Source organism: Novipirellula methanifontis (assembly GCF_052161655.1).
Classification (GTDB): domain Bacteria; phylum Planctomycetota; class Planctomycetia; order Pirellulales; family Pirellulaceae; genus Novipirellula.
Map to the genome: position 1 here is coordinate 7,751,795 of NZ_CP197418.1, position 22,761 is coordinate 7,774,555.

The window sequence follows — 22,761 nt, forward strand, 5'->3', positions numbered from 1 at the left end:
GCCGACGACTCTTCTTCGTCCGTCTGAGTAATTGCGTGAGTTTGCTGAGTCTTGAAGTTGGCTTTGTCATCACAGTTGCTCTACTGAAAGTCTCGAAAGCTCGGTCGTTCGTTAAAGAACCAAAGTTGTTAGAATAATTCACGCCCCCTGGTGATTGGGGGGGACGGAGTGATTTTGTCGCAAATGTTTGGGTAACTATGTCTAACTCTGGTACCGACGAGTCTGCCGCCAAACAGATGCGTGAAGTTAAGTACACTGTCGGTGGTGATTTCGCGGGAATCCTCGGCACTTTGAATGCCGCACTGCTGATCTCGACCTACCAAGCGGGCAAGCTTATCGTCGTCAGCTCCAGCGGCCAGGAGCTTCGTTTCACCTTTCACAACTTCGACCGACCGATGGGGATGGCGGTCGCCAACAACAGAATCGCAGTAGGAACGCGGCACCAGGTTTGGTTATTGCGGAACGCGGCAGAAATCGCGAATCGTTTGCAACCCATGGGTGAACACGATGCCTGCTTTCTCACTCGCGCCTCACAGTTCACCGATGAAATCCAGGTTCATGAAATGGCATGGGGTGACGACAAAAATGCACCCGATGAATTGTGGATCGTCAACACACTATTCTCATGTCTCTGTACGCTGAGTCCGCGATACAACTTCATTCCCCGATGGAAACCAAAGTTCATTAGCAAGTTGGCCGCAGAAGATCGCTGCCACCTCAATGGCCTCGCTGTCGTCGATGGCCAACCAAAGTACGTCACTGCCCTGGCCGCAACGGACACGGCCGAAGGTTGGCGACCTCATAAAAGCGATGGTGGTTGTCTGATCGATGTTGAAAGTAACGAGACGATTGCCCGCGGTTTTTCAATGCCACATTCACCGCGAGTCCACCGTGATAAACTGTGGTTGCTGAATTCAGGAACCGGCACGTTGGTCACCGTCGATCCTAACACGGGACAAGTCACGCCGATTGAAAACCTGCCAGGGTTTCTTCGAGGACTTGCAATGCGTGATCGTTATGCGTTTGTCGGATTATCCAAAATTCGCGAGACGCAGACGTTTGGTGGGCTGCCAATTTCCGATCGTGCAGATGAACTTCGCTGCGGAGTCGGGATCATCGATATGGCCAGTGGTCGCAGTGTCGCATCATTGGAGTTCACCGCAGGAGTGGATGAAATCTTCGACGTGCAATTGACCACCGGACAATGCCATCCTGACGTCGTCGGACCGCTGGCATCTGCCGAAGGCCGATCGCCGGTTTGGTATTTGCCAAGTGCGAATCTTGCGACCGCAGATCTCCAGCGAGATACAAAGTCGCAGACGAATCCGTCTCACCCAGCGACGCCGATTTATCGATTGATGAACCAATTACAATGGCAGTCACCTCAATCCATCGTGAGTTGGCAATTGGACCGACTCCGCAACCTACTTTCGCATTGCAACGAGCACCTACCCTATTATCGCGAGTTATTCTCCAAGCACGGGATTCATCCAGAAAAAATCCAGTCGATGGACGACTTGCGGCGAATTCCAATTTTGGAACGCGACGAACTGCAACTAAACACACCGGAGCTCCATGCAGATGAACTTCCACTAGGGCACCAGTCGCTTGGTCACTCGCACACATCTGGCACGACCGGCGTTCCGATTCAAGTACACCGCACCAACCAAGTCGCCAACTGGTGGTTAGCGGCGTTTCGACGCGATATTGATTGGGCAGGCATCGATCCACGCGGACGACTGGCAGCGATTCGCAAAGTCTCTGAAGGCCCCGTCTCTGAGAGCCCAAACGCAGCGGAACTTTTACAAGGCATTGATTTGCCTAACTGGGGTGCCGCATTTAAAGAATTTCTGACGACAGGGCCATCGCATTTGATGGATGTACTGCAAGACCCACGAGTCCAATTGCAATGGCTTGCCCGCACTGAACCCAACTACATCCTCAGCTATCCCTCGAATCTTGTCGCTCTCGCATCCGTAGCAGCCGAAGCCAATACTCGGCTCACGAACTTGAAAGCGATTCAAGCAATTGCAGAAGAATTGACGGATGAAATGCGAGTCAAGATTGAATCTGCGTTCGGCGTGCCCGTAAAGAATTCATACACTTGCGAGGAGGCGGGATATCTCGCTTCGCCTTGTCCAAAGTCAGACAATTATCATGTTCATGCTGACAACGTATTGATGGAAGTCATCAATGCGAATGGTGAACCATGCGGACCTGGTGAAACCGGGAGGGTTATCCTCACAACGCTCCACAACTACCTGATGCCATTGCTGCGGTATGCGATTGGAGACTTTGTCGAACTTGCTGCCACAGCTTGCGAATGTGGTCGCGGTCTGCCAGCGATCCGCCGCGTCATTGGAAAACAGCGTCCGCCTGTGATCCTATCGGATGGCCGCCGAAAATCTTCGCACGTCTTAGCCGGATACCTGCGCGAGATTGGTGGATTTCATCAATTTCAATTTGTCCAACACACACCGAAAAGCGTCACGCTCCGCGTTGTGCCGGATCGTCATTGGACCGAACAACATTCACAGCAAATGCAGAAGATGCTTCGCGAATTCTTGGAACAGGCCACCCCAACGATCAAGATCGAATCGTTGGAACGAATTCCGCCCACGAGCGGTGGAAAGTTGCAAAGCTTTGTAAACGAGATCAGTCGATCATATTAAGTACCACCTCAGAAGTGACAAAAGACGCATCCTTCAGGAAAAGTTATCTGACGACTTATCCTGTTGTTAACAGAGAACTGATCTAGCTGTGAATCCATCAAGGCAATTCCGGAAAGCTGGATTCTGGCTTCTGATTGAATCGCATCTTTTGCTGAAATATGATTCGAGAATTGGTACGATGACGGCTATCAATCATCTATCTTCACTATCTACTTTTGCGATCAAATTGAAATGGCTTGGCGACCAGAGCATCTCGTTCAGTCAGGTGAACTCGATAACACCAAAGCCGGCTGGACGATCGGTTGGCTGCAACTCGACGGTTTGATTGAGCGACTGCAAATGAAATTGGCTGGTAATTGCCACCCCGATCTGGCCGGATGGAAGTTCCGGATCAAACGTGTGATGCCCGCATTGGAGAAAGACTCGGGTGGAGACGATGCATGAACCTTCCAAACGGACTGCGATCGACGATTGCTTGCTCGATCATTTCTAGCGATCCATTCACGCCTTGTAAAAATTGTGAGCCGACACCACGGCTTCAGCGATAAAGGTCGCGAAGCGCTGATTCGAGGTCAGGAAACTGGAACTCAAAGCCTTCGACGGATAGACGCTTGGACACAACATAGCGTCCATATAAAACCAATTCCGGATCCGTCCGCAGAACAAGCGGAACAACGAGGCGAATCATCCACTCAAACGCTGGCAATCCAATTGGCATCTTGAGGACATTGCGAAGTGTTCGCATGAACTCCTTCTGGCTGACCGGCTTGGGTGACGATGCAATGTAGACGCCCGACATCAATTCGTCTGAAATCGCTCTGGCAAACAGATTGTTTAAATCCGTTTCGTGAATCCAGCTCATTCCTTGCGTGCCGCTGCCAACACGGCCGCCAAGTCCCAGTCGAGCGACCATCCCGAGCATCGCGAGTGCTCCACCACCCGCTCCGCGATCACGGCCAATCACAAAGCTGGTCCGCAGAATGACGCCGCGTTGGTGCGGCAGTTTGCTTTCTGCGAACGCGGCTTCCCAGGCTCGCCCGATCGTCGGTGCGAACCCGATCCCTTCGGCGCTGTCCTCGTTACAGACCACTGAGGGTGGATCTCCATAGATATGAGCCGTGCTCATTTGCACCCAAACCGGTGGCGGCGAACTCGCAACTTGCATCGCTTGACCTAACACCCGCGTCGATTCGACCCGTGACCGCAGGATCTCGTCCTGGTGATCCGGCGTCTTGATGCAGTTCACAGTCCGGCCAACAAGGTTGACAACGGCGTCGGATCCATCGAGCAGCTTCGCCCACTCGCCGATTCTGCAACCGTCCCAAGTCGCTGTCTTCCATGCTCCGCTGATCTTCGGTCTGGACCGTGAAAGAGTTGTAACTTCTGCACCGGCATCCGAAAGCTGTGTCGCCAGCGAAACGCCAAGGAACCCGCTACCACCGGCAATCAGCACCTTTTTGCCCTTCAATTCGTTCATTTGTTGATCTTCCAGACTCATTCATTTGTTGGCTTCCCACGATTAACCGCAATTACTTCGCGACATAAACTCGAACACCGCAGTTCGAATGCTGGGATGAGGCTAATATGGCCAACAACAAAGATGAATCTCGCCCACCTAAGCAAGTAGGCGGGAATCATTGGGTGAAATCCCGTTAGCCGTTTGGGCACTAGCCCCGGTTGAATGTCGGAACCGTGGCTAGCGCCAAAGCGGCTAATATACTGAAAGACTCCTGCCTAGCTGCTTATCTGCTACACCGGTACCCAGGTCGTCGCACGCAAAGACGTGATGGCGGCGATTAACTTCTCCGCAACCGAATTGCTGAACTGCAGCGTGCTGCGATAACGGCCAATAAGCCTGCCACTGCGACCATCCGAACCACTCCGGTCTCAAATACGATGGTGGACATCGCCACAATGAACCACAAAAACAGATCCACTCCGACAGCAAGCCAATGCGGCCTACGGTTCTTCCATCCGCCGCGTCGGTTTCTCCAAACGATGTCCGCCAAGTAGACCACCACGAATACAAAATTGAAGTACAAACCACCGCCGAACGACCAACCGACAACTCGCTCGGTCTGCTGGGCGGTGTGAGCTAGGGCTGCAGCATGCGACCAGTGATGGAACATGCCGTAAGCGATCAGGACGTGTACAACCATCAGCACGCCACCGAGCCCATAGGCCCACGGCTCGACTCGGTTTTGATGGCGATCGTTCGGATACACCCGCAGCAACCAAGCGATCAGGAACGCTAGTAGCGCGACGTCTGCTGAAACTCGAACCGGATCCATCACTTACAACTCGATGCAGAGCAACTGCGTTTCGCCGCGAAGATACAGTCGATTTCCCACGATCGCGGGATGCGAGTACAGCGGCAAATCATCGGTGAACACGCTTTGACGTGAAAGAATTGTTTTTGATCCGTCCGTGTTCAGCAATAATAATTCGCCTTCTCCGATGATCAGTAAACGTTCCTCCGAGGCAATCAACGCTGCGTAGTCTCCGATCGCCGGATCTCGTATTCGCCATTGTTCTTGGAGACCTACAGTTGATAAGACCTGCTGCGACTCGCTAGGCTCTGCGGGATTCGCAACCGATAGGTCTAAGCAGAACAGAAAATCCTTCACGCAAAACAATCGGTTTCCAACCACCACTGGCGTACACATGTCTGGTCGAAGACGATCGCATGTCGCCTCGGGCTGCGGATTGATCTGACCGTTGTCGTTGAATCCGAATACGCGTGTCCCGTTATTCTCCGTCGCAATCAGCAGCCGACCATGATAAATGACCGGCGTGGCAACATTAAAGTCTCCTGGAACAACGGGAGTTACGGTCCACAACCGATGCCCGGTTTCCACGTCCCAACCACCCAGTGAAACGGAATCATGCCCCACAATTTGCCGGCGGCCACCCAGTTCGCATGCGATCAGCGACCCATACGCTGAAGCCTCACCGGGCGTCGCCCAAACGACTTCACCGCTGTCGGCCTGTAACGCCACTAGCGATGCATGCTTGGCACCCGGGTTCACGATCACTTTTCCGTCGACGTACAGCGGTGATCCACAGTACCCCCACGGCAATTCACCGGCGGGCTGAAAGTCATCGTGTAGGTTGCGTTCCCATAGCACTTCGCCATCGGCGATGCGAATGCACAGCAGATTGCCTAAGGCGGCGAGGCAGTAAACGCGATTCCCCACAATCAACGGGGTAGCTCGCGGCGAATTGCCGTAGTCCAGTGCTCCGATCGCCAGTCGCGTCACTTCCCAGATCGTTTCGCCGTCGGCGGCATTCACACATCGAAACACATCGTGAAAATCATCCACGTCGCGATCGCCAAACAGCACATGGGTTGTCGTCGCGGCGATCCCGCCAAGTCCTGCACGCGCCAGCGGCAACTGCCAACAAATGTTTGCAGTCTCTGCCAGCGAATCCGGCAAACTTGCGACACGCCCGTCCCGCGCCCGGCCCCGCCACTGCGTCCACGCCTGATCCGCCGCTGCGGCGTCAGGGGCGGTTACTTTTTTTTTACGATCACCGTTGACGGTTCTGCCGGCAAGAACCCGATCAGTGACTCCAGTGCCAGCAGCACGTCTGGCTTCTCCGCCACACTGGCTAGCGCTTCGGTGACCACCGTGCGCTCGCTGGCCGACAGGTTGTCGGTGGCAAAGGCCGCGATAAACGGCACTTCCGACGTTTGGCCGACGACACGCAAATCGCCCTTTTTGATCGTGCCACAGCCTTCCAGCAAGGGCTGAGCGTAGCTGGAAATGACAGCCGCCGTTTTCGAAGAGGGACCGAGGTCAATCACCTTGCACGCACCATCACTACAGGCAGCATCGATCCGCTGGCGGTCCTGAGGGATTTCGACGCCAGCTTCTGACAACAAAGCGATGGCGGCAGAATGTTTCTCGACCGCTTCGGAGGGGCCAAAAATAATCGTGTAGTCCTGCAACTGTTGAAGCTTGTGGGCTGGATCGTCACGGTTGACAACGATTAGTCCACGCTGCTGGGTGGAACCTTGCTTATCGGTTAGATGGCCCAACAAAGTAATGCCAAGATCCGCCGCTTTGGCGTCGGCCCGCACGACTGATTCCTTTCCGATAATCAGGTCGGTATCGCCGCCGGATTTTTTCAGTGCCATCGATAAGGATTCACCGAAGCTGAGCCGCACGGGTCGGCCGAGCGACTGTTCCAAGTGTTCCGCCAAAGCCTCGTACTTACGCTGGGCGTACCCTTCCACGCACGGGCATGACAATGGAGCCGCCAGTGGGTCCATCACTACCAACGAAAACGTATCCTTCGCGTCCGCCACATTGAGCGTCCCCGACAAACTGAACAAGCACGCCAGTAGACAAGTCGCGGCCCAAATCGATTTATAGATCATCGTTCGATTGCCTTACTTTGCGGCTGTTTTGCCGGTTTGTTCCGTTTCGCGGGCTTGCATGATCACAATATGGTTTCGCGTCAAATCCAACATGTAGACTTTACTGCTATCGGGTGACACGGCGATGGAGACGTTTTTACAGCCGGGCACCAAGTCAACATCGCCCACGTAAGAAACCAATTCGCCGTCGGTGTTGAAGCGTTTGATGCGCCCCGTCCCTGATTCTGCGGTGAAAACATCCCCGTCGGAATTGAAACACACATTCATTGGATTGCAGCAACTGGTAAAGCCATCTTCGCCCGTGCGATCACGTTTGCCCCAGTTCGTGATTTCTGCACCTTGTGTATCGAACCGGACAACACGATGCCGTGAATTCTCGGCAACAAAGATGCCGCTTTCGCAGCACTGTACATCCATTTGTCCGCAACAGCCGCGCAAACCGTTTACGATCACTTGACCGTCGCTAAACTGATCACTTAGTCGCCATATGTCGTATCCATATCCGGCGAGTGCTGGAGTGGCGACGAAAACATAATCGCCACTGGAACTGATCGAGGAAATTCGCATCTTTGATTTAACCAAGCTGTTGATCTGCCGCTGAATAGCCTCTTCGCTAGGTCCTTTTTTCTTGGCGTCCTCTTGTTCAGCCTGTTCCGCTTCGGCTTGTTCTTTCAGCCGCACAAGCGTTTTGGGCAGCAGTTCCAACATTCGTTCTTCTTGCGTATTCAGCTTCCCTGAATCCGCTTTCGACTGCAATTGATTGATAATGCGTTCATAGACCTCGACGCGACTTGTCGCAGTCACGCTGGTCCGAGTAAGTCGCTTGAGTGCGTCAGCACGAAGAGACTCGGTACCGCCACGCAATTTTTCGGCGTGCGGTGAATCGGCTACCTGCAACTGTGTGCCTTGCTTATCGAAGCGAAACAGTTTGCCTTCGCCGCCAACCAGGATGGTGCCATCATCGGCCACATTGATGGCCTCGGGTTTAACGTCTAGCTTCCAAGATTGAAGGATTTCACCATCGTCATTAACGATCCGCACTTCGCCCGGTCCCGTCCCGCAAGCGGCTACCACCATTCCATCGCGAGCTAGGCAGAACGCATTGATCGGCAATGCGCTGCCCGATTCCGCAATTTTCAGGATGCCTATCTGCTGATGGGTCGCCACGTCATCAATGTCCTTGACATCGTCGCCAGCCAAAGACATAGAACCCCACAAACCGAGAACCAGACACAGCGTCAATTGGACCAGTCGCATCGCAAATCCTTTCTGAAAAGAGAGAAGAGATCTACAGGCTACCACATCGGGAAGAGGTAGGGAAACATTTGCCGGGAAAGCCGTTTGCTAGCTCATTGCAGCTATTCGGATTGCACATTTCGCGGTTGGATCCAGCGTGTAGCCCCTCGCAATGTAGGCGACTGCAACAGTCGTCTACATTGCCGTTGCTAGCACCGCCGACAGTGCTGGCAACAAGCAAAGAACGACTGGCTCGGATGTCATCGCCGTCAAACAATGGTATCTAAAATACCAAACTCGCTTGTTCCCAGAGTTGCGTTTGTGCTTGGCATCGGACTCTGTTGATTCTTTCACCCGCAACAGCGTGTTTGACCAATAGGCTTGGTACTTGCCGATCCAAAGTTCAAGGATTTCACAAATGGGGGGATTTCCCTACAACATCGGTCGTCGGCCGCGGACCATCACACAGTCGGTCTAAGATCGCACGACGCGTGGGATTCGAAAGCGTCTTCCAGGTTGAAACTATGTCTTTGCCAACGATTCAGCCAACATTCTCTTGCAAAGTTTGTGTTCCCGTCTCAGCGATACGCTTGACGTTTTGCAACTGCGAAATGCAATCCAAATTTTAAAACTGGATCAAGTTTACTCTTGGATTCCCGCCAGCTCGCAGAGGTAGGCTTGAGTGACCGGTTGAGGGCAGCTCCAGACCAGAAAGAACAACGCTTCGCGACACCATTTGCCCACCGGATGGCCTTGCACGTAGCCCGCACCTTTGGCTGCGGTGAGTGCCGCTTGTGTCGATCGCAACACCATGCGGTTGGCTCGCCCACGAATATCGGCGGCATCACAGGTCGCATCGCCCGCTGCGGCGCGTAGCAAATCATTTTCTAGCGTCAGGACTTCCGATTGCATTTCGTCGGCAATTTTTTGCAAATCAGGTCGCTTGAGTGCCTCGCGAACTAGAAAATCAACAGCTGCGTTGGAGAGTCCAATCGCGAGCGTCGAAGTCTGCAGCCCGCCGGTTCCAGCCCCTGTGCCGGTTTGCATTACGTTTTCGATCGGTCCGGCGATCAACATCGATTCGTCGATCTGGACCTTTTTGAACACAAGCTTGTCGGTACAGCTTGCCGATAATGCGACCAGTTCGGTTCCAGGAAATGGTTCGACTCCGTCGAGGGAACGTGGAACGGCCGCTAACAATTCGCGGCCATCCTCGAGTGTCGCACCGACCACATACACATCGCCGTGGGGAGCACCGGTCACCCAGGGCGACATCCCATCCAAGACGTAGCCGTCTGAGTTTTCGCCAGCCAGCAAGACAGGTTTCGCGAGGTGACGGCGGCTTGTCGTCAGATGACTGATTCCGACGGTCCCAAAGGCGTCGCCACTGACAAGCTTTTCCAACCAACGCGCTGCGGGGGCCGGATTATCGCTGCCCGCGATGCGGCGAATGGATCCCATCAACTGGGTGATAATGAATGTAGTCGTCAGGTCGGCCGCCGAAAGCAGCAAGTAGCCACGAGTCTGATCTTCGTCGCTCCATCCGAGCCCGCCTGATTCAGGTGGCAAGAACCAGCGAAAAACGCCTGCATCGGCACAGGATCGAAGGGCTTCGGCAGGCCAATCGTTGACATGATTCCAGCGTGGTGCTTCTTCGCGAAGCGATTGCAGAAGCGGATGGCCCAAAGCGTCGTTCGGTGAGCGAATCAATAGTGAATCAGACATCAACGTTTGTGGTTCCGGTTGGAGAGCACGTTTACGCACGATCAAAAATGCGATTAAACAGTCGACGATTTCGTTGACGTGCTTGATGACACGCCGCCTCAATCATCTTGGGATCGTTCTCGTTCATCAAGAACGCTAGATTTTTCATCAACGAGTCAAGTTCGGGCAACGCATGGCGATGAGGCGTTTTCATCAGTCGCAGATTAATCTCGACGCCGCGGAGCGTTTGATAACCCGCGATCAACTGTAACGCTTCGTCTTCGGGAATGTGCCCCGCTTCGGCGAGTCGTTCAAGCGAAATCGTGGTGTTGCAGTGGGTGACTTTAGGAGATTCCGAGGCGTGTTTCAGCGTCAACATCTGAGCGACAATTTCGACGTCGACGGTGCCCCCTTCGCCTCTTTTCAAATTTCCGGCGGTCGCGGTTTCCTGCATTCGTGTACGGATTTTACGAATTTCATCCGCCATTGAGTCAGCCCATGGTGCTTGGGCCAACAGCGTCGCAACGTCGGCATCAAAACGCATCCGACTCGTTCGCGATCCTGAAATCGTGCGTGCTTTGCAGATCGCCAGCCATTGCCACAACGGTGCTGCGTCTTGGCGGAATCGATTCAAAAATTCTTCGGTCGACGCGACGAACAAGCCCTCTTCGCCACTGGGACGCAGTCGTCCATCAAGCTCATACATCCGCCCCTTTGGACCCGGTGCATTTATCCGCTGGATCACGCTCTGAGCTAATTGATTGAAGAAACTGCGGTTGGACGTGGTCGAACGAGGACCTCCGACGCGTCGGCATGTCTCTCCATCGGCGGAATAGAGAAACACGACGTCCAAGTCACTATGGTAATTCGGTTCGCGACCTCCTAATTTCCCCAGCGCGACAGCAATCATCTCGGCCTTTTCGCCGTCTTCGTTAACCGGATCTCCGTATTGAGCCGCTAGCCGTTCTTGTTCAAATTCGATAATTCGGCGAATGCACGCTTCCGCAGTATCGCCGATCGCTTGTTGAGTGGCCGCCAAGGTTTCTTTTCCGAGGATGTTCCGGACCCCGATCGTCAGATGAGCACTCTGTTTAAAACTGTGCAAGATCGCGTCGATCTCTTGTGCACCGCGGCACAATTCGATGGATTGACTGTCGATGCGTTCGGCGGACGGCAAACGATCCACCAGCAATGAGTCGATCAGTTCGTCGATCATGCCTGGATTATCGGTCAAGATTTCAACCAAATAGGGCGCCGCGGCACAGAGCCGAACCATCATTTTCATCGTCGGACGATTCGTTCCGAGCAATTCCCACAACGTCGCCTTGGCACCAATCGATTCGGCAACACGAGCCAAAGAGGCAAGCGTTTTGTCGGGATGCGGTGTACGCGAAATCTCTAGCAGTAGCGAAGGCACAATTTGAGCAAAAAAGTGACGACATCGATGCGGCGACAGGAAAGGGACCGATTCGGTGCTGAGCGCAATGAGATCCTCGAACGCCCGAGCAGGATTCGACAAAGCATGTTTTGACAGAACTTGAGAAATCGTTTCCGCCGCAGGATCGGGATCGAGCATCAGCTCGGTTTCCACAGCAACGGAGGATCCGTCGTCGGGAGCGTCGAGCATCAAATGGTTGATCATCCGGCAATTGACATCGAACACATCTTCTAGCTGTTTTCGCAAGCGGAGGGCGTCGCCCTGCTTTGACTCTGTATCGCGAATTCCCAATTGCCAAGCAATTCGTTGCGTTGGCTTCGTCTCTGTTGGTACTTGGTCATCAAGATGTTCGAGCATCACCGCGAGCTGGTGTTGCAACCGGCATAAACGTGCGTGGTTTTCTGATAACAACGAGGCTTCCTCATGCGTCACACATCCCGCGCGTTCCAGGCCAATCAGTGCATCGTACGTGTTCGCTTTACGAACCTCGGGCAGCCGATCGCCATGCAGCAGTTGCAGGAATTGAATCGTTCGCTCAATGTCCTGGCGGCCACCGGGGTCTCGCAACACGTTGCAAGGTTTTATTTTCACCGAGGTTGGTGTCGACTCACTTTGCGTTAGTGTACGGCGTTTGAGTTTGTGGCGAAGCGTCTGGATTTCAGCCAAATCACTACGGCTGATGAAGCGACGAAAGATCCACGGTTGCAGTCGGGTCAAGAATCCCTCGCCGAGTGTTTGGGAACCCGCCACGACTCGCGCTTTGATAAATCCCATTCGTTGCCAGGTACGACCGGATGTTTCGAAGATACGTGCCGCTTCGAACGAGCTACAAATCCGGGTGCCGGTTTCATACATCGGGCTGGGGCGAAGATCGATGTTGTAGCCATCGTCGATGGGGCTGCTCGACTGCAACAAGCGGATGAATTCGCTGACCAACAGATCGTAATACTCTCGATGCGTAATATTCCACGGGTCAATGCGATCGTACAGAAAAATGAGTTGCAAAGAATCGCCGTAACTCATTTCTTCAGCACCAAAACTGCCGAGACCGATCAGCGTGACTTGCGGCGTGTTGCCGCTTGGCATCACCGGGGTATCGCGAAGCGAGGGCAAATAGCGAAGCAGGAAGTCGAGACTCGCTTGGACCACGGCATCGGCGACATACGTTAGTTGCCGCCCGACTTTCTCGGGGACCATCGAGCGAACGAACTCGCCATAAATGATCCGACTCGTTTCACGAATTAGAAAACTTCGAATTTGCTCTGCAGCTTGATCGAAATCCTCAATCTCGGACATGACTGCATGCAGACCTTCAACCAAAGAGGCACGGTCGACCGCTTGCCCATCTTGTTGACGAATCAGCTGAAAGCTGTCGGGATCAGCGATCAATCGCTTGGTCAGCGTGGGGCTAGTTGCGAAAATCTGCAGCAGCGACGGCAACGATTTGGCGTCATCTTTGAAAAGTTCAAGCAGGCATTCCGGCTTCGCAGCGGCAGTCAGAAAACTCGCCAGAGCGTCCAGTACTGCATCGGCATCATCTAGGACAGGGAATTGCTCGACAAGTCGCTGCTGCAATGCTGCTAGCAGGTCGTGAGGGATCCCCCGTTGCCAGATCCGGTTCGCATTGTCGCGAGCGGTTTCGGGTGCGGAAAACGTTGCGGAATCAATCCAATCGAAGTTGTCTTGCATAGGTGGATTGAATCGTTGCTAGGCGCGGATGCATGAGAGGAAGTAAAGGCAGCACGTGCTTGGGGTTACATGGTAGCGGCATGAGAAATCACGACCGGAATTGCAACCACGCTTTAGTCTAAAACCTTTACCGAGATTCGTGTAGTGCGGCCAAAACGTAACCTACGATTCATTCGCGGAGAGTTCTGCCACACGCTGGCCCCGAGAATGTCCCGCCAGGGTGTGGGTTGAGCAACACAATGTTGATTTTGTGCAACATCGATTGGTTGCTTTTGGGAAACACTCTGGTCCTCGAATCTCCCTTCTCAAATTGACCTAACCTATTCACTGATAACGGTTTGCCATGATTTATGCGATGCCCGGCGCCACCGCTGGTACCGATCCTGCTTGGTTCCTCTCGAACGTTACCGAGGTTTTTGACACGGGTGCCGAGGAGAGCATGATGGGAAAGAAGTTCAGCCGTCGCAGTCTTCAAGATGATGCGTATGATGCAGAGGAATCCGTTTCGCGACGAACTCGCGTTATGGGCGAACAGTATGTTGACGCCGAAGATGACGATGCGGTTGCCGCAGGCGAGGACGACAGCGAACCGATTGCACGCCGTATTGAGAACGATACCGATCCAACCGAAGACCCCGTCCGCATGTATTTGATGCAGATGGGCCAGATTCCGTTGTTGACTCGTGATCAGGAAGTCTCGGCAGCCAAGCAGATCGAAAAAACACGCGAACGCTATCGTCACTGGATGCTCGCCACCGACTTCATGCTGCAAGGGGCACTCAAGTTGCTCGAGCAGGTCCGTGACAAGAAACTGCGTTTGGATCGCACGATCGAAGTAAGTGTGACCAATGCGGCGGAAAAGAAGGCGATCATGAAACGGATCGTTCCTAACGTACGAACGCTCCAGCATTTGCTGCAACAAAATCGTGCAGATTACTTGACCGCCATCAACAAGCGATTGCCGATGCGTCAGCGACGTGCGGCTTGGAAAAACCTTGTCGTGCGTCGGAACAAGGCGGTGCGTTTGATCGAAGAAATGAATCTACGTACAAACCGGCTTCAACCGTTGTTTGAAAAGCTTCGCAATGCTGCGAATCGCATGGTTGAAATTCAAGCGATGTTGAATAACACCGAACTATTGGCAATGCCAGGCATGCCAAGCGAAGACGAGCTGAACAGCGAACTTCGCTACTTGATGCGATTGACTTATGAAACTCCGCGTACGCTCAGTCGACGTGTCTCGCGATGCGATCATTACAGCGAAGACTACGATGCGGCAAAGCGAGTTCTATCGGCCGGCAATTTGCGTTTGGTCGTCTCGATCGCCAAAAAATATCGCAATCGCGGACTTTCCTTTTTGGATTTGATTCAAGAGGGCAATACCGGATTGATGCGAGCGGTCGACAAATTTGAGCACGCTCGCGGTTACAAGTTCAGCACCTATGCAACGTGGTGGATTCGACAAGCGATCACCCGTGCCATCGCTGACCAAAGCCGCACGATCCGAGTGCCAGTGCACATGATCGATACGATGAACAAGATTCGCCAGATCACGCGTGATTTGGTGCAAGAAAATGGACGTGAACCCACCGCCGAAGAAGTGGCGATGCGAAGCGGCTTGGCACTCGAGGACACTCGCGTGATCTTGAAAATGAGTCGCCAACCGTTGTCGTTGGACCAACCGATTGGTGATCACGAAGAGAGCGTGTTTGGTGAGTTCCTTGAAGACTATCGCGACGATGATCCGTTGCTCGAAACCAATCGTGAAGCACTGAAAACGCAAATCGATTTGGCCATGGAAACCTTGAACTACCGTGAACGTGAAATCTTGCGGCTTCGCTACGGTTTGGCTGACGGCTACACCTACACGCTCGAAGAAGTCGGACGGATCTTTAAGGTGACTCGAGAACGCGTTCGTCAAATCGAAAGCAAGGCGGTTCGTAAACTGCAACAGCCTTATCGAGCCAAATCGCTGGTCAGCTTCTTAGACGGAGCCGAGATTTCGATGCTCGAAGGCAGCGAAGCGCTGTAACCACATCGCGATCCGGGTTTTGCAGGCAGAGTAAAGAAAGTCATTCGACATATTGATCTGAGCCGACGGCGTTAGCCGCGGGCTTGTTTCCATACGAACGCGGTGGGCCCGCGGCTATCGCCGTCGGCTCACAGAATGACCGTCGCTGTGGCGTTGACCTTCTACGCGACGTTTAAGTCTGCGGCGGCGTAAAAATTCTCACTGTGAAACGGCATTACGACTTGGCCTGCTGACAAATCGAGTGCGTTGTCGCGGAGCGATGCGAGAAACGTTTTGCCACACAAATGTTTGTCATAGTAGTCCGCCGCGGAACGCGACATCTGATCTAAATGTGACGGCGTAAGTTGACGAATGCGGTCGATCGCATCCCGCAATCCGTCGGCCCCGCGAAAGCAGATGGCGTTGTCACCGTCGATCAATTGGGGCCGTAATCGGTCGCCGTATTCGATTAGCGGAATCGTGCCGACGCTCATCGCTTCGATCAAGTTATGACACATGGGCTGCGCCGCCCCAGGACAGCAGACAAAGAAGCGATGCTGGGCCAAAAACGGCAGCCACTGCGATGGGGTAATGGGAGTTTCCGCACTGTTTTGCAAGCGGATCGGAACCGCAGCGCTGTTCGTGGCAAATTCGCTCAGCACATTCAAAATATGTAGTCGGCTGAGGACACCGAACGATCGCTCCATTTTCTGGTGACCATATTTCGATTTCTGACTGCCTGCGAACAAAATCGCTTCACGCGTGAATTTTGATCTTAGCGTGACCCGCGATGCGTGATCTGAATTCCGCAGCGTTGCGGGATGCATTGGATAGGGCATCACCGGTCGCCCCGCCAAAATATCGCGTCCAATCATCATTTCAACTTGCTGGGATCCCATCCCCGCCCGAGTGGCTTGCTCGCGCGGCACGTCGCTTAACACACAGGCGTCTGCGGGAAGCGATTCATCGGGATGAAACCAAGTTGCATGTCCCTCGGACAACATCTCGGCCCCATGAACCTTGCGAGCGACGCTGGCGAGCAGCAATCGACTGCCGCGGACAATGAACGGCGATCCAATCTCGCGACTGTGGTGCGCCAAGGATGCGAAATGACGACCACAGTCAAACAGCAATTGGTCTGTATACAGGTCCAACGCAATCGGACGCTGAGTCAGCGATTCCGAGGACGTCACGCGTGACGCTAAGATTTGATTGGCGCGACGAATGTCAACCGGAAATCGGATGATGTTTTTTAATTGCATAACAGACTCATTTATTCCAGTTGCAGCTAAGCGACTCGTGTGCGACTCGCCTGCGCGGCCGGTCGGATGCCCATTTGGATCAGAGTGTTGGTACCACGATGTCGTTTTGCGATCGCCATCGCATGATGCCGTGCCCGCCAGCGGATTGCTTCGTATTCGTGATGCATTTGATCGAGCAAGCTGGGGATCTGATCAATCGACTCGTAGATAAAACCGACTGATCCGTCGCCGCCGGCGGCTCGAATTTGGTCGGCGAGCCAGCAGTGGTCTGGGACGATGACAGGAACGCCACGGATAAACATTTCGAGAAGCACACCACTGCATCTCGCCACATATCGCGATGGTTCGTACAAAAACAGCCCGACATCGGCGGTGTCCAACCAACGATGGTAGTCGTTGGCGGGCATGTCCGATGAAGTGATTTCGAAGTAGGAATCCGAGGCTTTCGCAGCGGTGGTTGTGGCGGCGGCAAGCGTCGACTCGTAGATCGCCTGCATTGGTTTGGGAATCATCCGTTTCCAGCGTTTTGATGGCATCTGCATCGACATCTGAAAACGTCCGCTCGCCAAGTGGGGAGCGTGAATTTTGGAGAGCACCTCGGGAATCACCCTCCGTCCCTTCTCGGCACGCGGGGTCCCCGCCAACACGATCTTATAGCGTTGTGTATCACTTTTTCGGGGTACCGGTGATCGATAGCGTGTCGGATAGGGCACCGCATTGGCGACCACTCCGACTTCGGCCAATTGTTGGGCCAGTGAGGTCGTGGTGGCGTGCAAATGGATTTTATGCCGCGACATTTGCTGCAACGCGTCGTTGACTTGGTCGCCAAATTGCTGTCTTTGCGACAGCGGTGTTTGTGTGTCAAAGACTGCAAAGTGAAAGACAACATGAATCGTCAAACTGACGTCATCAGGAAGCTGACTTAGCGCGTTAGCGAGCGCGAGCATGACAAAGTCGTCTGCGGTATTGATCAGCAGAGTGTCATTGCGGGTGATGTCCCAGCGATTCAGCAAACTCAAAAAATCTTCGGACCAACGCTGCAGCATCACGTTGGGGCGACGATCCAGGCGAGAGAGTGGGTCTCGCAAGTTTTGCCATGAGTTTTGAAGCTTCGTACCACCGATATTTCGGGCTTCGACATTGCGACGCACCTTCGAGCGACCGTCCACGCCAAGGGACCAATGCAGCATTCGCCGGGCACGAAACCCGCGCTCAACAGCGATCTTAGGGTCAACGGCGTCAAACCCGTCAAACGACTGATGTGTCGCAAGGCGAGTTTGGTAACCAAGCTCCGACGCGCCTTCCATCAACAACGTTGCTAATTCGAGAAAGTGACCGCCAATGGCCCGAATGTTGTCGTCAAATAGCAGCAAACGTGATTCGGAATCGGTCATAAACAATCAGGCGACAGCAGTGATGAGTTGTGGTGGCAGTCAATTCGTTCCGCTTCCAGTGCGGACGGAACGTAAGGGGGGGATGGCACGAGCACGCAGGATTTGCGGGCATTTCGTCTATCTTTCTCGTAAATATCAGGATCGTTTTGCGGCGTCCAGATTGAATCCAGAAGAAGGGGAGCAGAATTGCTTTAGAAACTGTGCCGATTATGCCGATTGTTCCTTCCAGGGCGGAGGAGCGACGTGCACGAGGATACGTGTACGAACATCTTCCAAAAGTTGACTTGGCTGTTTGTTTTAAGACAGAGCCACAAGGGATGGATCAAAACATGCGTATCACGAACTCTCGTATCGCGAGCACTGTCGCGATGTTGCTGCTGAGCGGAACAGCGTGGCAAACCGCCCATGCTCAACGAGCAGTGGTGCCGGGCACAGGAACCGAAATTGTCGGTGTCGCCGACGACTTTGAGGATCCTAATTGGAATTATGTTCCGAACGATCCGAAGAGCACCGAAGACATCGACGAGAACCAACGCAGCCCGATGGGCCGCAGTGCAAATGGACGTTGGTACGAGGGGATCAAACGCGGTCATCCCGATATTGTCCAGCGTGTTCGCACGCCATCGGGTGGTCTCCCCGGCAGCGAAGGTTCGTTATTGATGCGTTCTCGCTTTACCGGTATCCCCGGACAACCAAGCGGAAAGATGCATCAAGATGATTTTGTTGCGAACGTCCAATATCGCTTGAAGCGTCGCGTCGACGTCTCGGAAGTTCCCAGCGTGACAACGCGAGTTTTCTTGCCACCCGTGGCACAATGGGAAAACCGTAGCGGACCGCATTTCGGTTTCCGTCTTGCTCTGGAAACGACCGCAATGGTCGACAAAGAAAAAGGAATCGGGATTTTCAAGCGAACCGTCGAAGAGATGGGCAACGAAGTCTATTGGCCTGGGATGTTCATCGAATTCGAAAGTCAAGGGCAAGCCAATCGCGAGAATGACTACGCCTACTTGCGGATTCGTAGCAATCGTCGCGGCGGTGATTTCCGTGGCCCACAAATCACCACGACAGGTTGGTGGACCTTGGGCATGAGCGTGACTCCCGATGGCATGGTTCATTACTATGCATCCGAAGGTGTCGACGATCTTACCGAAGACGACTACATCACCAGCCAATTCCCATACGATTATCGCGCCGAGCGTTTCCGAACCTTCTTCTACAACATCTGTAGTGCGGATGACGGACATCGTTGGAGCACATCGTTTATTGTCGACGATCCCAAGGTCTACTTGTTGCGACCTAAGCAGCAGATGGCATCGCGACCTTCGTCATCACGACGCTAGAGATGTCTCAAGTCGCTAAGCCCAATGGCTAAGTGCAATTCGTATCGCGGCGACGTTGGACTGTCGCCGCAGCGAGCAAAGTTTGGTAAAACGGATCAACTCACCAACGTGATCCCTCCTAGCGAGACCGAACGATGCCAGCTGTTCTTGCCATTGCGGCCCACCCCGACGACATCGAATTTTTCATGGCCGGAGCGATGTTGCAACTTGCACGTCGCGGTTGGGAATTGCACTACGCAAATCTGTGCGACGGTTCACGTGGATCGACGACGATGGATCGTGCGACCTGCGCGGCAACTCGGCTGACAGAGGCTCGCGATGCTGCCAAAGTGATCGGTGCGACCTTTCACGATCCGATCTTCCCCGACATGGAAGCGGCCTACACCACCGAAAACTTGCGAAAGGTGGCCGCGATTGTCCGCAAGGCAAAGCCAACGATTGTGCTGACGCATTCGCCGGTTGATTATATGGAAGACCACGAGACCTGCTGTCGTTTGGCCGTCAGTGCGGCGTTCGCCCATGGGATGCCAAATCTGGAGAGCGATCCTGAATTGCCAGTCTATATGGATCCCGTGACGGTCTATCACTCGCAAACTCCGGGGCATCGCACGCCGCTAGGCGAGTGGATCACGCCGCACATGTATGTTGACGAAACGGATGTGATCGAGACGAAAGTCGAGGCACTCGCCTGTCACGCCAGCCAGAAACAGTGGCTCGATGAAAGCCAGGGGATGGATAGCTATTTGCAGGCGATGCGAGATCTGAGTTTGCAGATGGGACAAAAGAGTGGCAAGTTCCAGTACGCCGAAGGTTGGCGGCGGCGCGAACACTGGGGATTTTGTGGTCCCGATGATGATCCACTACGTGACGCACTTGCGGACATCATCGTCGACACGCGTGCTTAAGCACCTCCGCACAACTCATTGAGTTAAACGTAGCCTAGGCTTCTAGCCTGGGTTCGATGTGGTCCCAGGCTGGAAGCCTAGGCTACGTTTTGCAGCTTCGTTGCCTTAAGAAGTTATGCCGCAAAACTTCTGCCGAGGACGTTAGTTTTCACCCAGCACACGGTAGACTTCGGTCGTATCGGTGACACCCTGCTGGACCAACGTTTCGGCTTGGCCGCGAAGATCGACCCAGCCTGCATCGATCGCATCGAGACGCATCTGAGCCGCCGATGCGCCTCGCTCGAGCGCGGCTGAGAATGCTTCGCCAACCGGATCGGATCCGTCAAACAAAATACAGTTGGCGATCGCAACACGCCCGTGATATCCGGTCCCAACACACGCTTCGCAATTCACTTTTTTCTCGGGATGCCCTTGGCACTGGCCGCACAGCCGTCGCAGCAACCGCTGGGACAACACCGCGCGCACGCCACTTTGTAACGCGTACGTTGGCACCCCAAATTGGATCATGCGGCGAAGCGTTGCCGCGACATCGGTGGCATGCAGTGACGAGAATATCAGATGCCCGGTTAACGACGCCTGCATAGCAGCCTCGGCCGTTTCGGGATCGCGTATTTCGCTGACGAGCAGCACTTCACTGTCTTGCCGCACCGCACTTCGCAGCGCCGATGCGAGTGTCATTCCACCACTAGGATCCAGCTCACTCTGGCTGATCGAATCAATGATCGATTCGACGGGATCTTCGATTGTGATCACACTTCGCCGCGGACGGAGTGCTGCGATCGTCCGCAGCATGCTGTACATCGTGGTCGTTTTGCCGCTGCCGGCGGGACCGGAAAGCAAAACGGCACCGTCGGTTTGAAGGCACAGCTGCCGAAGTTGTGCGGTCGTCTTGACATCAAGCTCCAGCGAATCGAGCGTATCAAAGCGATCATCTTTTCGCAGCAATCGAAGCGAAGCGCGTGGACCGTGAACGGTGGGAAAGACGCTCAGACGAAGTGATGGAGGCTCGTCGGTGGAAGCATCGTCCCGCCATTTCAGCCGGCCTTCCATCGGTTGCGTGCTTCGATAGGTTGGCAGTCCCGCAAGCACCATCAGCCGGGTGACAGGATCGCCTGCGCTGCCGCCGCGAATCCAATCGGCAACGGACAAGACGCCGTCGATGCGAAACAGGACATCCCAGCCTTCCTTGCGTGGTTGGATATGAATGTCCGAAGCGTCATTTGTGATTGCCGCTTCAAGCAAACGATCGACTGCGGCGACAGCGTAATCGCTGGCCGCAGGATCAAGATGCGAAAAAATCGAGTGGGGCTCAGTCGCCACGAAGCTTGATTCCGAGATCGGTCAGCTTTTCGCGGACTTCGTTCAAGCTTGTCACACCAAAGTTCTTGCACTCGAGCATTTCGTCGCCCGTTTTGCGAACCAATTCGCCAATCGAGTTCAGTTGCAAACGTGCCATGCACTTGCGTGCTCGAACCGAAAGATTCAAGTCCGAGATCGGACGCTCGAGCAACGCTTGCTCGTCCGGCGACATGTGGCTGGTGTCGATCGGTGGATCGTTGCTCTTCTTTTCGTGAGCAAACTGGCCAAGCGAAAGTCCCTTGCTGGTCAACATCTCGCGGATTTCAACCAAGCTCGTTTCGCCGAAGTTCTTACTGCTTAGCAGCTCCGCTTCGCTGGTTCGCGTCAGGTCACCGATCGTGTCGATGCCCATTTTCTGCAAACAATTGCGACTTCGCACGCTCAGTTCAAAGTTGGCAACAGGCATGTTCAGCGTTTGTGCCAAACGGTCGTTGCGTCGCTGTGCCTCTTCGTCGTACAGCAAATTGCCGGTTGCAGCCGCATCCTTCAAATACAGATTCGTTTGAGGATGATCGGGGTACGATTCCAGAATCCGGCGATAACATGCCTGAGCACGGTCGAATTGGTTGTTGTCTTCGTAGATCAAACCGAGGTTGATCAACGCGCCGATGCCGGTCGGGAACGCTTTGGCGGCACGTTCGTAAAGCTTCAGTGCTTCGTTGTCGTTACCGAGACGGTCGTTTTCGAGTGCCAAGCCAAAAAGGGCACCCGCATGATTTTCGTCCGTGTTCACGGCACGTTGGTACAAAGCCAGTGCCTCTTCCAAGCGATCACCCACGGCAGAAACCGTAGCTGCACGTTGGTACATGTATTCGGAGGTCTGCTCAGCAGGTCCGAAAATGTTATCGAGAATTTCCAGCGATTTTTCGGTGCGTCCGGCGTAGCGGTGAGCTTCGGCGATGCGGATGTTGCAATCATCGGCGTTGTAGCCCGACGTTTGTGCTTGCTGGTATACCGGAATCGCTTCTTCGTAATGGCTCAATTCGAATTGAGCGCGAGCTTGATAGAACAACGCCATTGCGCTGCCGTCAGCGTTTTGCAGTGTTTCCAAAGCCGATTTGAATTTGCCGAGCAAGAATAGGCAAACGCCCATCTTGGTTTTGGCAGCGGGGCTGAGGACCTCGTCCGCTTCCATTTCGTTTACGGCGTCGCGAAGCTCACCAAAATGGCCGTAATTCTCGGTGATCGCAGAACGAATAGCTGCGACATCGGACGGTCCAAACGAATTGTTTGCCAGAACCATCTCTTTCAAATCGAGCACATCGAGTTCGATATCACTCATCGAGAAGCATCTCCTGTCGCGAGCTGTTTAAGCTAGGAATGCAAGTTTGGGGAAACTTACACTGAAAAAGAATCTTTAAATTTGA

The 22,761-nt window shown here is 53.9% G+C and carries 16 protein-coding genes; 5 read left to right on the forward strand and 11 right to left on the reverse strand.

Annotated features, from left to right (window positions below; all coding sequences use genetic code 11):
- Positions 1-197: 197 nt before the first annotated feature.
- On the forward strand, positions 198-2,672 hold the full coding sequence (locus tag SH528x_RS27525; protein ID WP_442506650.1) for a TIGR03032 family protein: 2,475 nt from the start codon (positions 198-200) through the stop codon (positions 2,670-2,672).
- A gap of 231 nt (positions 2,673-2,903) precedes the next feature.
- A complete protein-coding gene (locus SH528x_RS27530) occupies positions 2,904-3,116 on the forward strand; it encodes a hypothetical protein (RefSeq protein WP_442506651.1) in 213 nt (70 codons plus the stop codon).
- Between the two features lie 94 nt (positions 3,117-3,210).
- Here SH528x_RS27530 and SH528x_RS27535 read toward each other — a convergent pair whose 3' ends face one another.
- From SH528x_RS27535 to SH528x_RS27565, 7 genes are all read right to left on the reverse strand, one after another.
- Positions 3,211-4,149, reverse strand: coding sequence for a TIGR01777 family oxidoreductase (locus SH528x_RS27535; RefSeq protein WP_442506652.1), 939 nt, complete (start codon positions 4,147-4,149; stop codon positions 3,211-3,213).
- Positions 4,150-4,468: 319 nt separating this feature from the next.
- Positions 4,469-4,963 carry a hypothetical protein gene (locus SH528x_RS27540; RefSeq protein ID WP_442506653.1) on the reverse strand — a complete coding sequence of 165 codons (495 nt, stop codon included), beginning with the start codon at positions 4,961-4,963 and terminating at the stop codon, positions 4,469-4,471.
- A 3-nt stretch (positions 4,964-4,966) separates the two neighbouring features.
- A complete protein-coding gene (locus SH528x_RS27545) occupies positions 4,967-6,109 on the reverse strand; it encodes an outer membrane protein assembly factor BamB family protein (RefSeq protein ID WP_442506654.1) in 1,143 nt (380 codons plus the stop codon).
- 77 nt (positions 6,110-6,186) lie between these two features.
- On the reverse strand, positions 6,187-7,056 hold the full coding sequence (locus SH528x_RS27550; RefSeq protein ID WP_442506655.1) for a PhnD/SsuA/transferrin family substrate-binding protein: 870 nt from the start codon (positions 7,054-7,056) through the stop codon (positions 6,187-6,189).
- Between the two features lie 12 nt (positions 7,057-7,068).
- Positions 7,069-8,313, reverse strand: coding sequence for a hypothetical protein (locus tag SH528x_RS27555; RefSeq protein ID WP_442506656.1), 1,245 nt, complete (start codon positions 8,311-8,313; stop codon positions 7,069-7,071).
- 621 nt (positions 8,314-8,934) lie between these two features.
- Complete coding sequence (locus SH528x_RS27560) at positions 8,935-10,017, reverse strand: acyl-CoA dehydrogenase family protein (protein WP_442506657.1); 1,083 nt, start codon at positions 10,015-10,017, stop codon at positions 8,935-8,937.
- A 31-nt stretch (positions 10,018-10,048) separates the two neighbouring features.
- Positions 10,049-13,123 (reverse strand): glutamate-ammonia-ligase adenylyltransferase, encoded by a 3,075-nt coding sequence (locus SH528x_RS27565; RefSeq protein ID WP_442506658.1) that lies wholly within the window; start codon positions 13,121-13,123, stop codon positions 10,049-10,051.
- Positions 13,124-13,565: 442 nt separating this feature from the next.
- Between SH528x_RS27565 and SH528x_RS27570 the strand changes: the two genes are divergently transcribed.
- The gene (locus SH528x_RS27570) at positions 13,566-15,155 is read left to right on the forward strand and encodes a sigma-70 family RNA polymerase sigma factor (RefSeq protein WP_442512186.1); all 1,590 of its coding nucleotides are present in this window, start codon (positions 13,566-13,568) and stop codon (positions 15,153-15,155) included.
- Positions 15,156-15,316: 161 nt separating this feature from the next.
- Here SH528x_RS27570 and SH528x_RS27575 read toward each other — a convergent pair whose 3' ends face one another.
- Both SH528x_RS27575 and SH528x_RS27580 read right to left on the reverse strand, forming a co-directional pair.
- Positions 15,317-16,396, reverse strand: a complete 1,080-nt coding sequence (locus SH528x_RS27575; RefSeq protein WP_442506659.1) for a hypothetical protein — start codon at positions 16,394-16,396, stop codon at positions 15,317-15,319.
- 26 nt (positions 16,397-16,422) lie between these two features.
- Positions 16,423-17,790, reverse strand: a complete 1,368-nt coding sequence (locus SH528x_RS27580) for a glycosyltransferase (RefSeq protein WP_442506660.1) — start codon at positions 17,788-17,790, stop codon at positions 16,423-16,425.
- Between the two features lie 329 nt (positions 17,791-18,119).
- Between SH528x_RS27580 and SH528x_RS27585 the strand changes: the two genes are divergently transcribed.
- Complete coding sequence (locus SH528x_RS27585) at positions 18,120-19,130, forward strand: hypothetical protein (RefSeq protein WP_442506661.1); 1,011 nt, start codon at positions 18,120-18,122, stop codon at positions 19,128-19,130.
- A gap of 134 nt (positions 19,131-19,264) precedes the next feature.
- Complete coding sequence (locus tag SH528x_RS27590; RefSeq protein ID WP_442506662.1) at positions 19,265-20,035, forward strand: PIG-L deacetylase family protein; 771 nt, start codon at positions 19,265-19,267, stop codon at positions 20,033-20,035.
- Positions 20,036-20,176: 141 nt separating this feature from the next.
- Here the strand turns inward: SH528x_RS27590 and SH528x_RS27595 are convergent, their stop codons facing one another.
- Both SH528x_RS27595 and SH528x_RS27600 read right to left on the reverse strand, forming a co-directional pair.
- Positions 20,177-21,355, reverse strand: a complete 1,179-nt coding sequence (locus SH528x_RS27595) for a GspE/PulE family protein (RefSeq protein WP_442506663.1) — start codon at positions 21,353-21,355, stop codon at positions 20,177-20,179.
- A complete protein-coding gene (locus tag SH528x_RS27600) occupies positions 21,345-22,676 on the reverse strand; it encodes a DNA-directed RNA polymerase subunit alpha C-terminal domain-containing protein (protein WP_442506664.1) in 1,332 nt (443 codons plus the stop codon). Before SH528x_RS27600 ends, SH528x_RS27595 begins: the two co-directional genes overlap by 11 nt.
- Positions 22,677-22,761 lie beyond the last annotated feature (85 nt).

Bases quoted from the DNA above. Each gene is read 5' to 3' on its own strand.
- SH528x_RS27525 (WP_442506650.1), top strand. From the start codon at position 198: ATGTCTAACTCTGGTACCGACGAGTCTGCCGCCAAACAGATGCGTGAA.
- SH528x_RS27530 (WP_442506651.1), top strand. From the start codon at position 2,904: ATGGCTTGGCGACCAGAGCATCTCGTTCAGTCAGGTGAACTCGATAAC.
- SH528x_RS27535 (WP_442506652.1), bottom strand. From the start codon at position 4,149: ATGAACGAATTGAAGGGCAAAAAGGTGCTGATTGCCGGTGGTAGCGGG.
- SH528x_RS27540 (WP_442506653.1), bottom strand. From the start codon at position 4,963: ATGGATCCGGTTCGAGTTTCAGCAGACGTCGCGCTACTAGCGTTCCTG.
- SH528x_RS27550 (WP_442506655.1), bottom strand. From the start codon at position 7,056: ATGATCTATAAATCGATTTGGGCCGCGACTTGTCTACTGGCGTGCTTG.
- SH528x_RS27555 (WP_442506656.1), bottom strand. From the start codon at position 8,313: ATGCGACTGGTCCAATTGACGCTGTGTCTGGTTCTCGGTTTGTGGGGT.
- SH528x_RS27560 (WP_442506657.1), bottom strand. From the start codon at position 10,017: ATGTCTGATTCACTATTGATTCGCTCACCGAACGACGCTTTGGGCCAT.
- SH528x_RS27565 (WP_442506658.1), bottom strand. From the start codon at position 13,123: ATGCAAGACAACTTCGATTGGATTGATTCCGCAACGTTTTCCGCACCC.
- SH528x_RS27570 (WP_442512186.1), top strand. From the start codon at position 13,566: ATGGGAAAGAAGTTCAGCCGTCGCAGTCTTCAAGATGATGCGTATGAT.
- SH528x_RS27575 (WP_442506659.1), bottom strand. From the start codon at position 16,396: ATGCAATTAAAAAACATCATCCGATTTCCGGTTGACATTCGTCGCGCC.
- SH528x_RS27580 (WP_442506660.1), bottom strand. From the start codon at position 17,790: ATGACCGATTCCGAATCACGTTTGCTGCTATTTGACGACAACATTCGG.
- SH528x_RS27585 (WP_442506661.1), top strand. From the start codon at position 18,120: ATGCGTATCACGAACTCTCGTATCGCGAGCACTGTCGCGATGTTGCTG.
- SH528x_RS27590 (WP_442506662.1), top strand. From the start codon at position 19,265: ATGCCAGCTGTTCTTGCCATTGCGGCCCACCCCGACGACATCGAATTT.
- SH528x_RS27600 (WP_442506664.1), bottom strand. From the start codon at position 22,676: ATGAGTGATATCGAACTCGATGTGCTCGATTTGAAAGAGATGGTTCTG.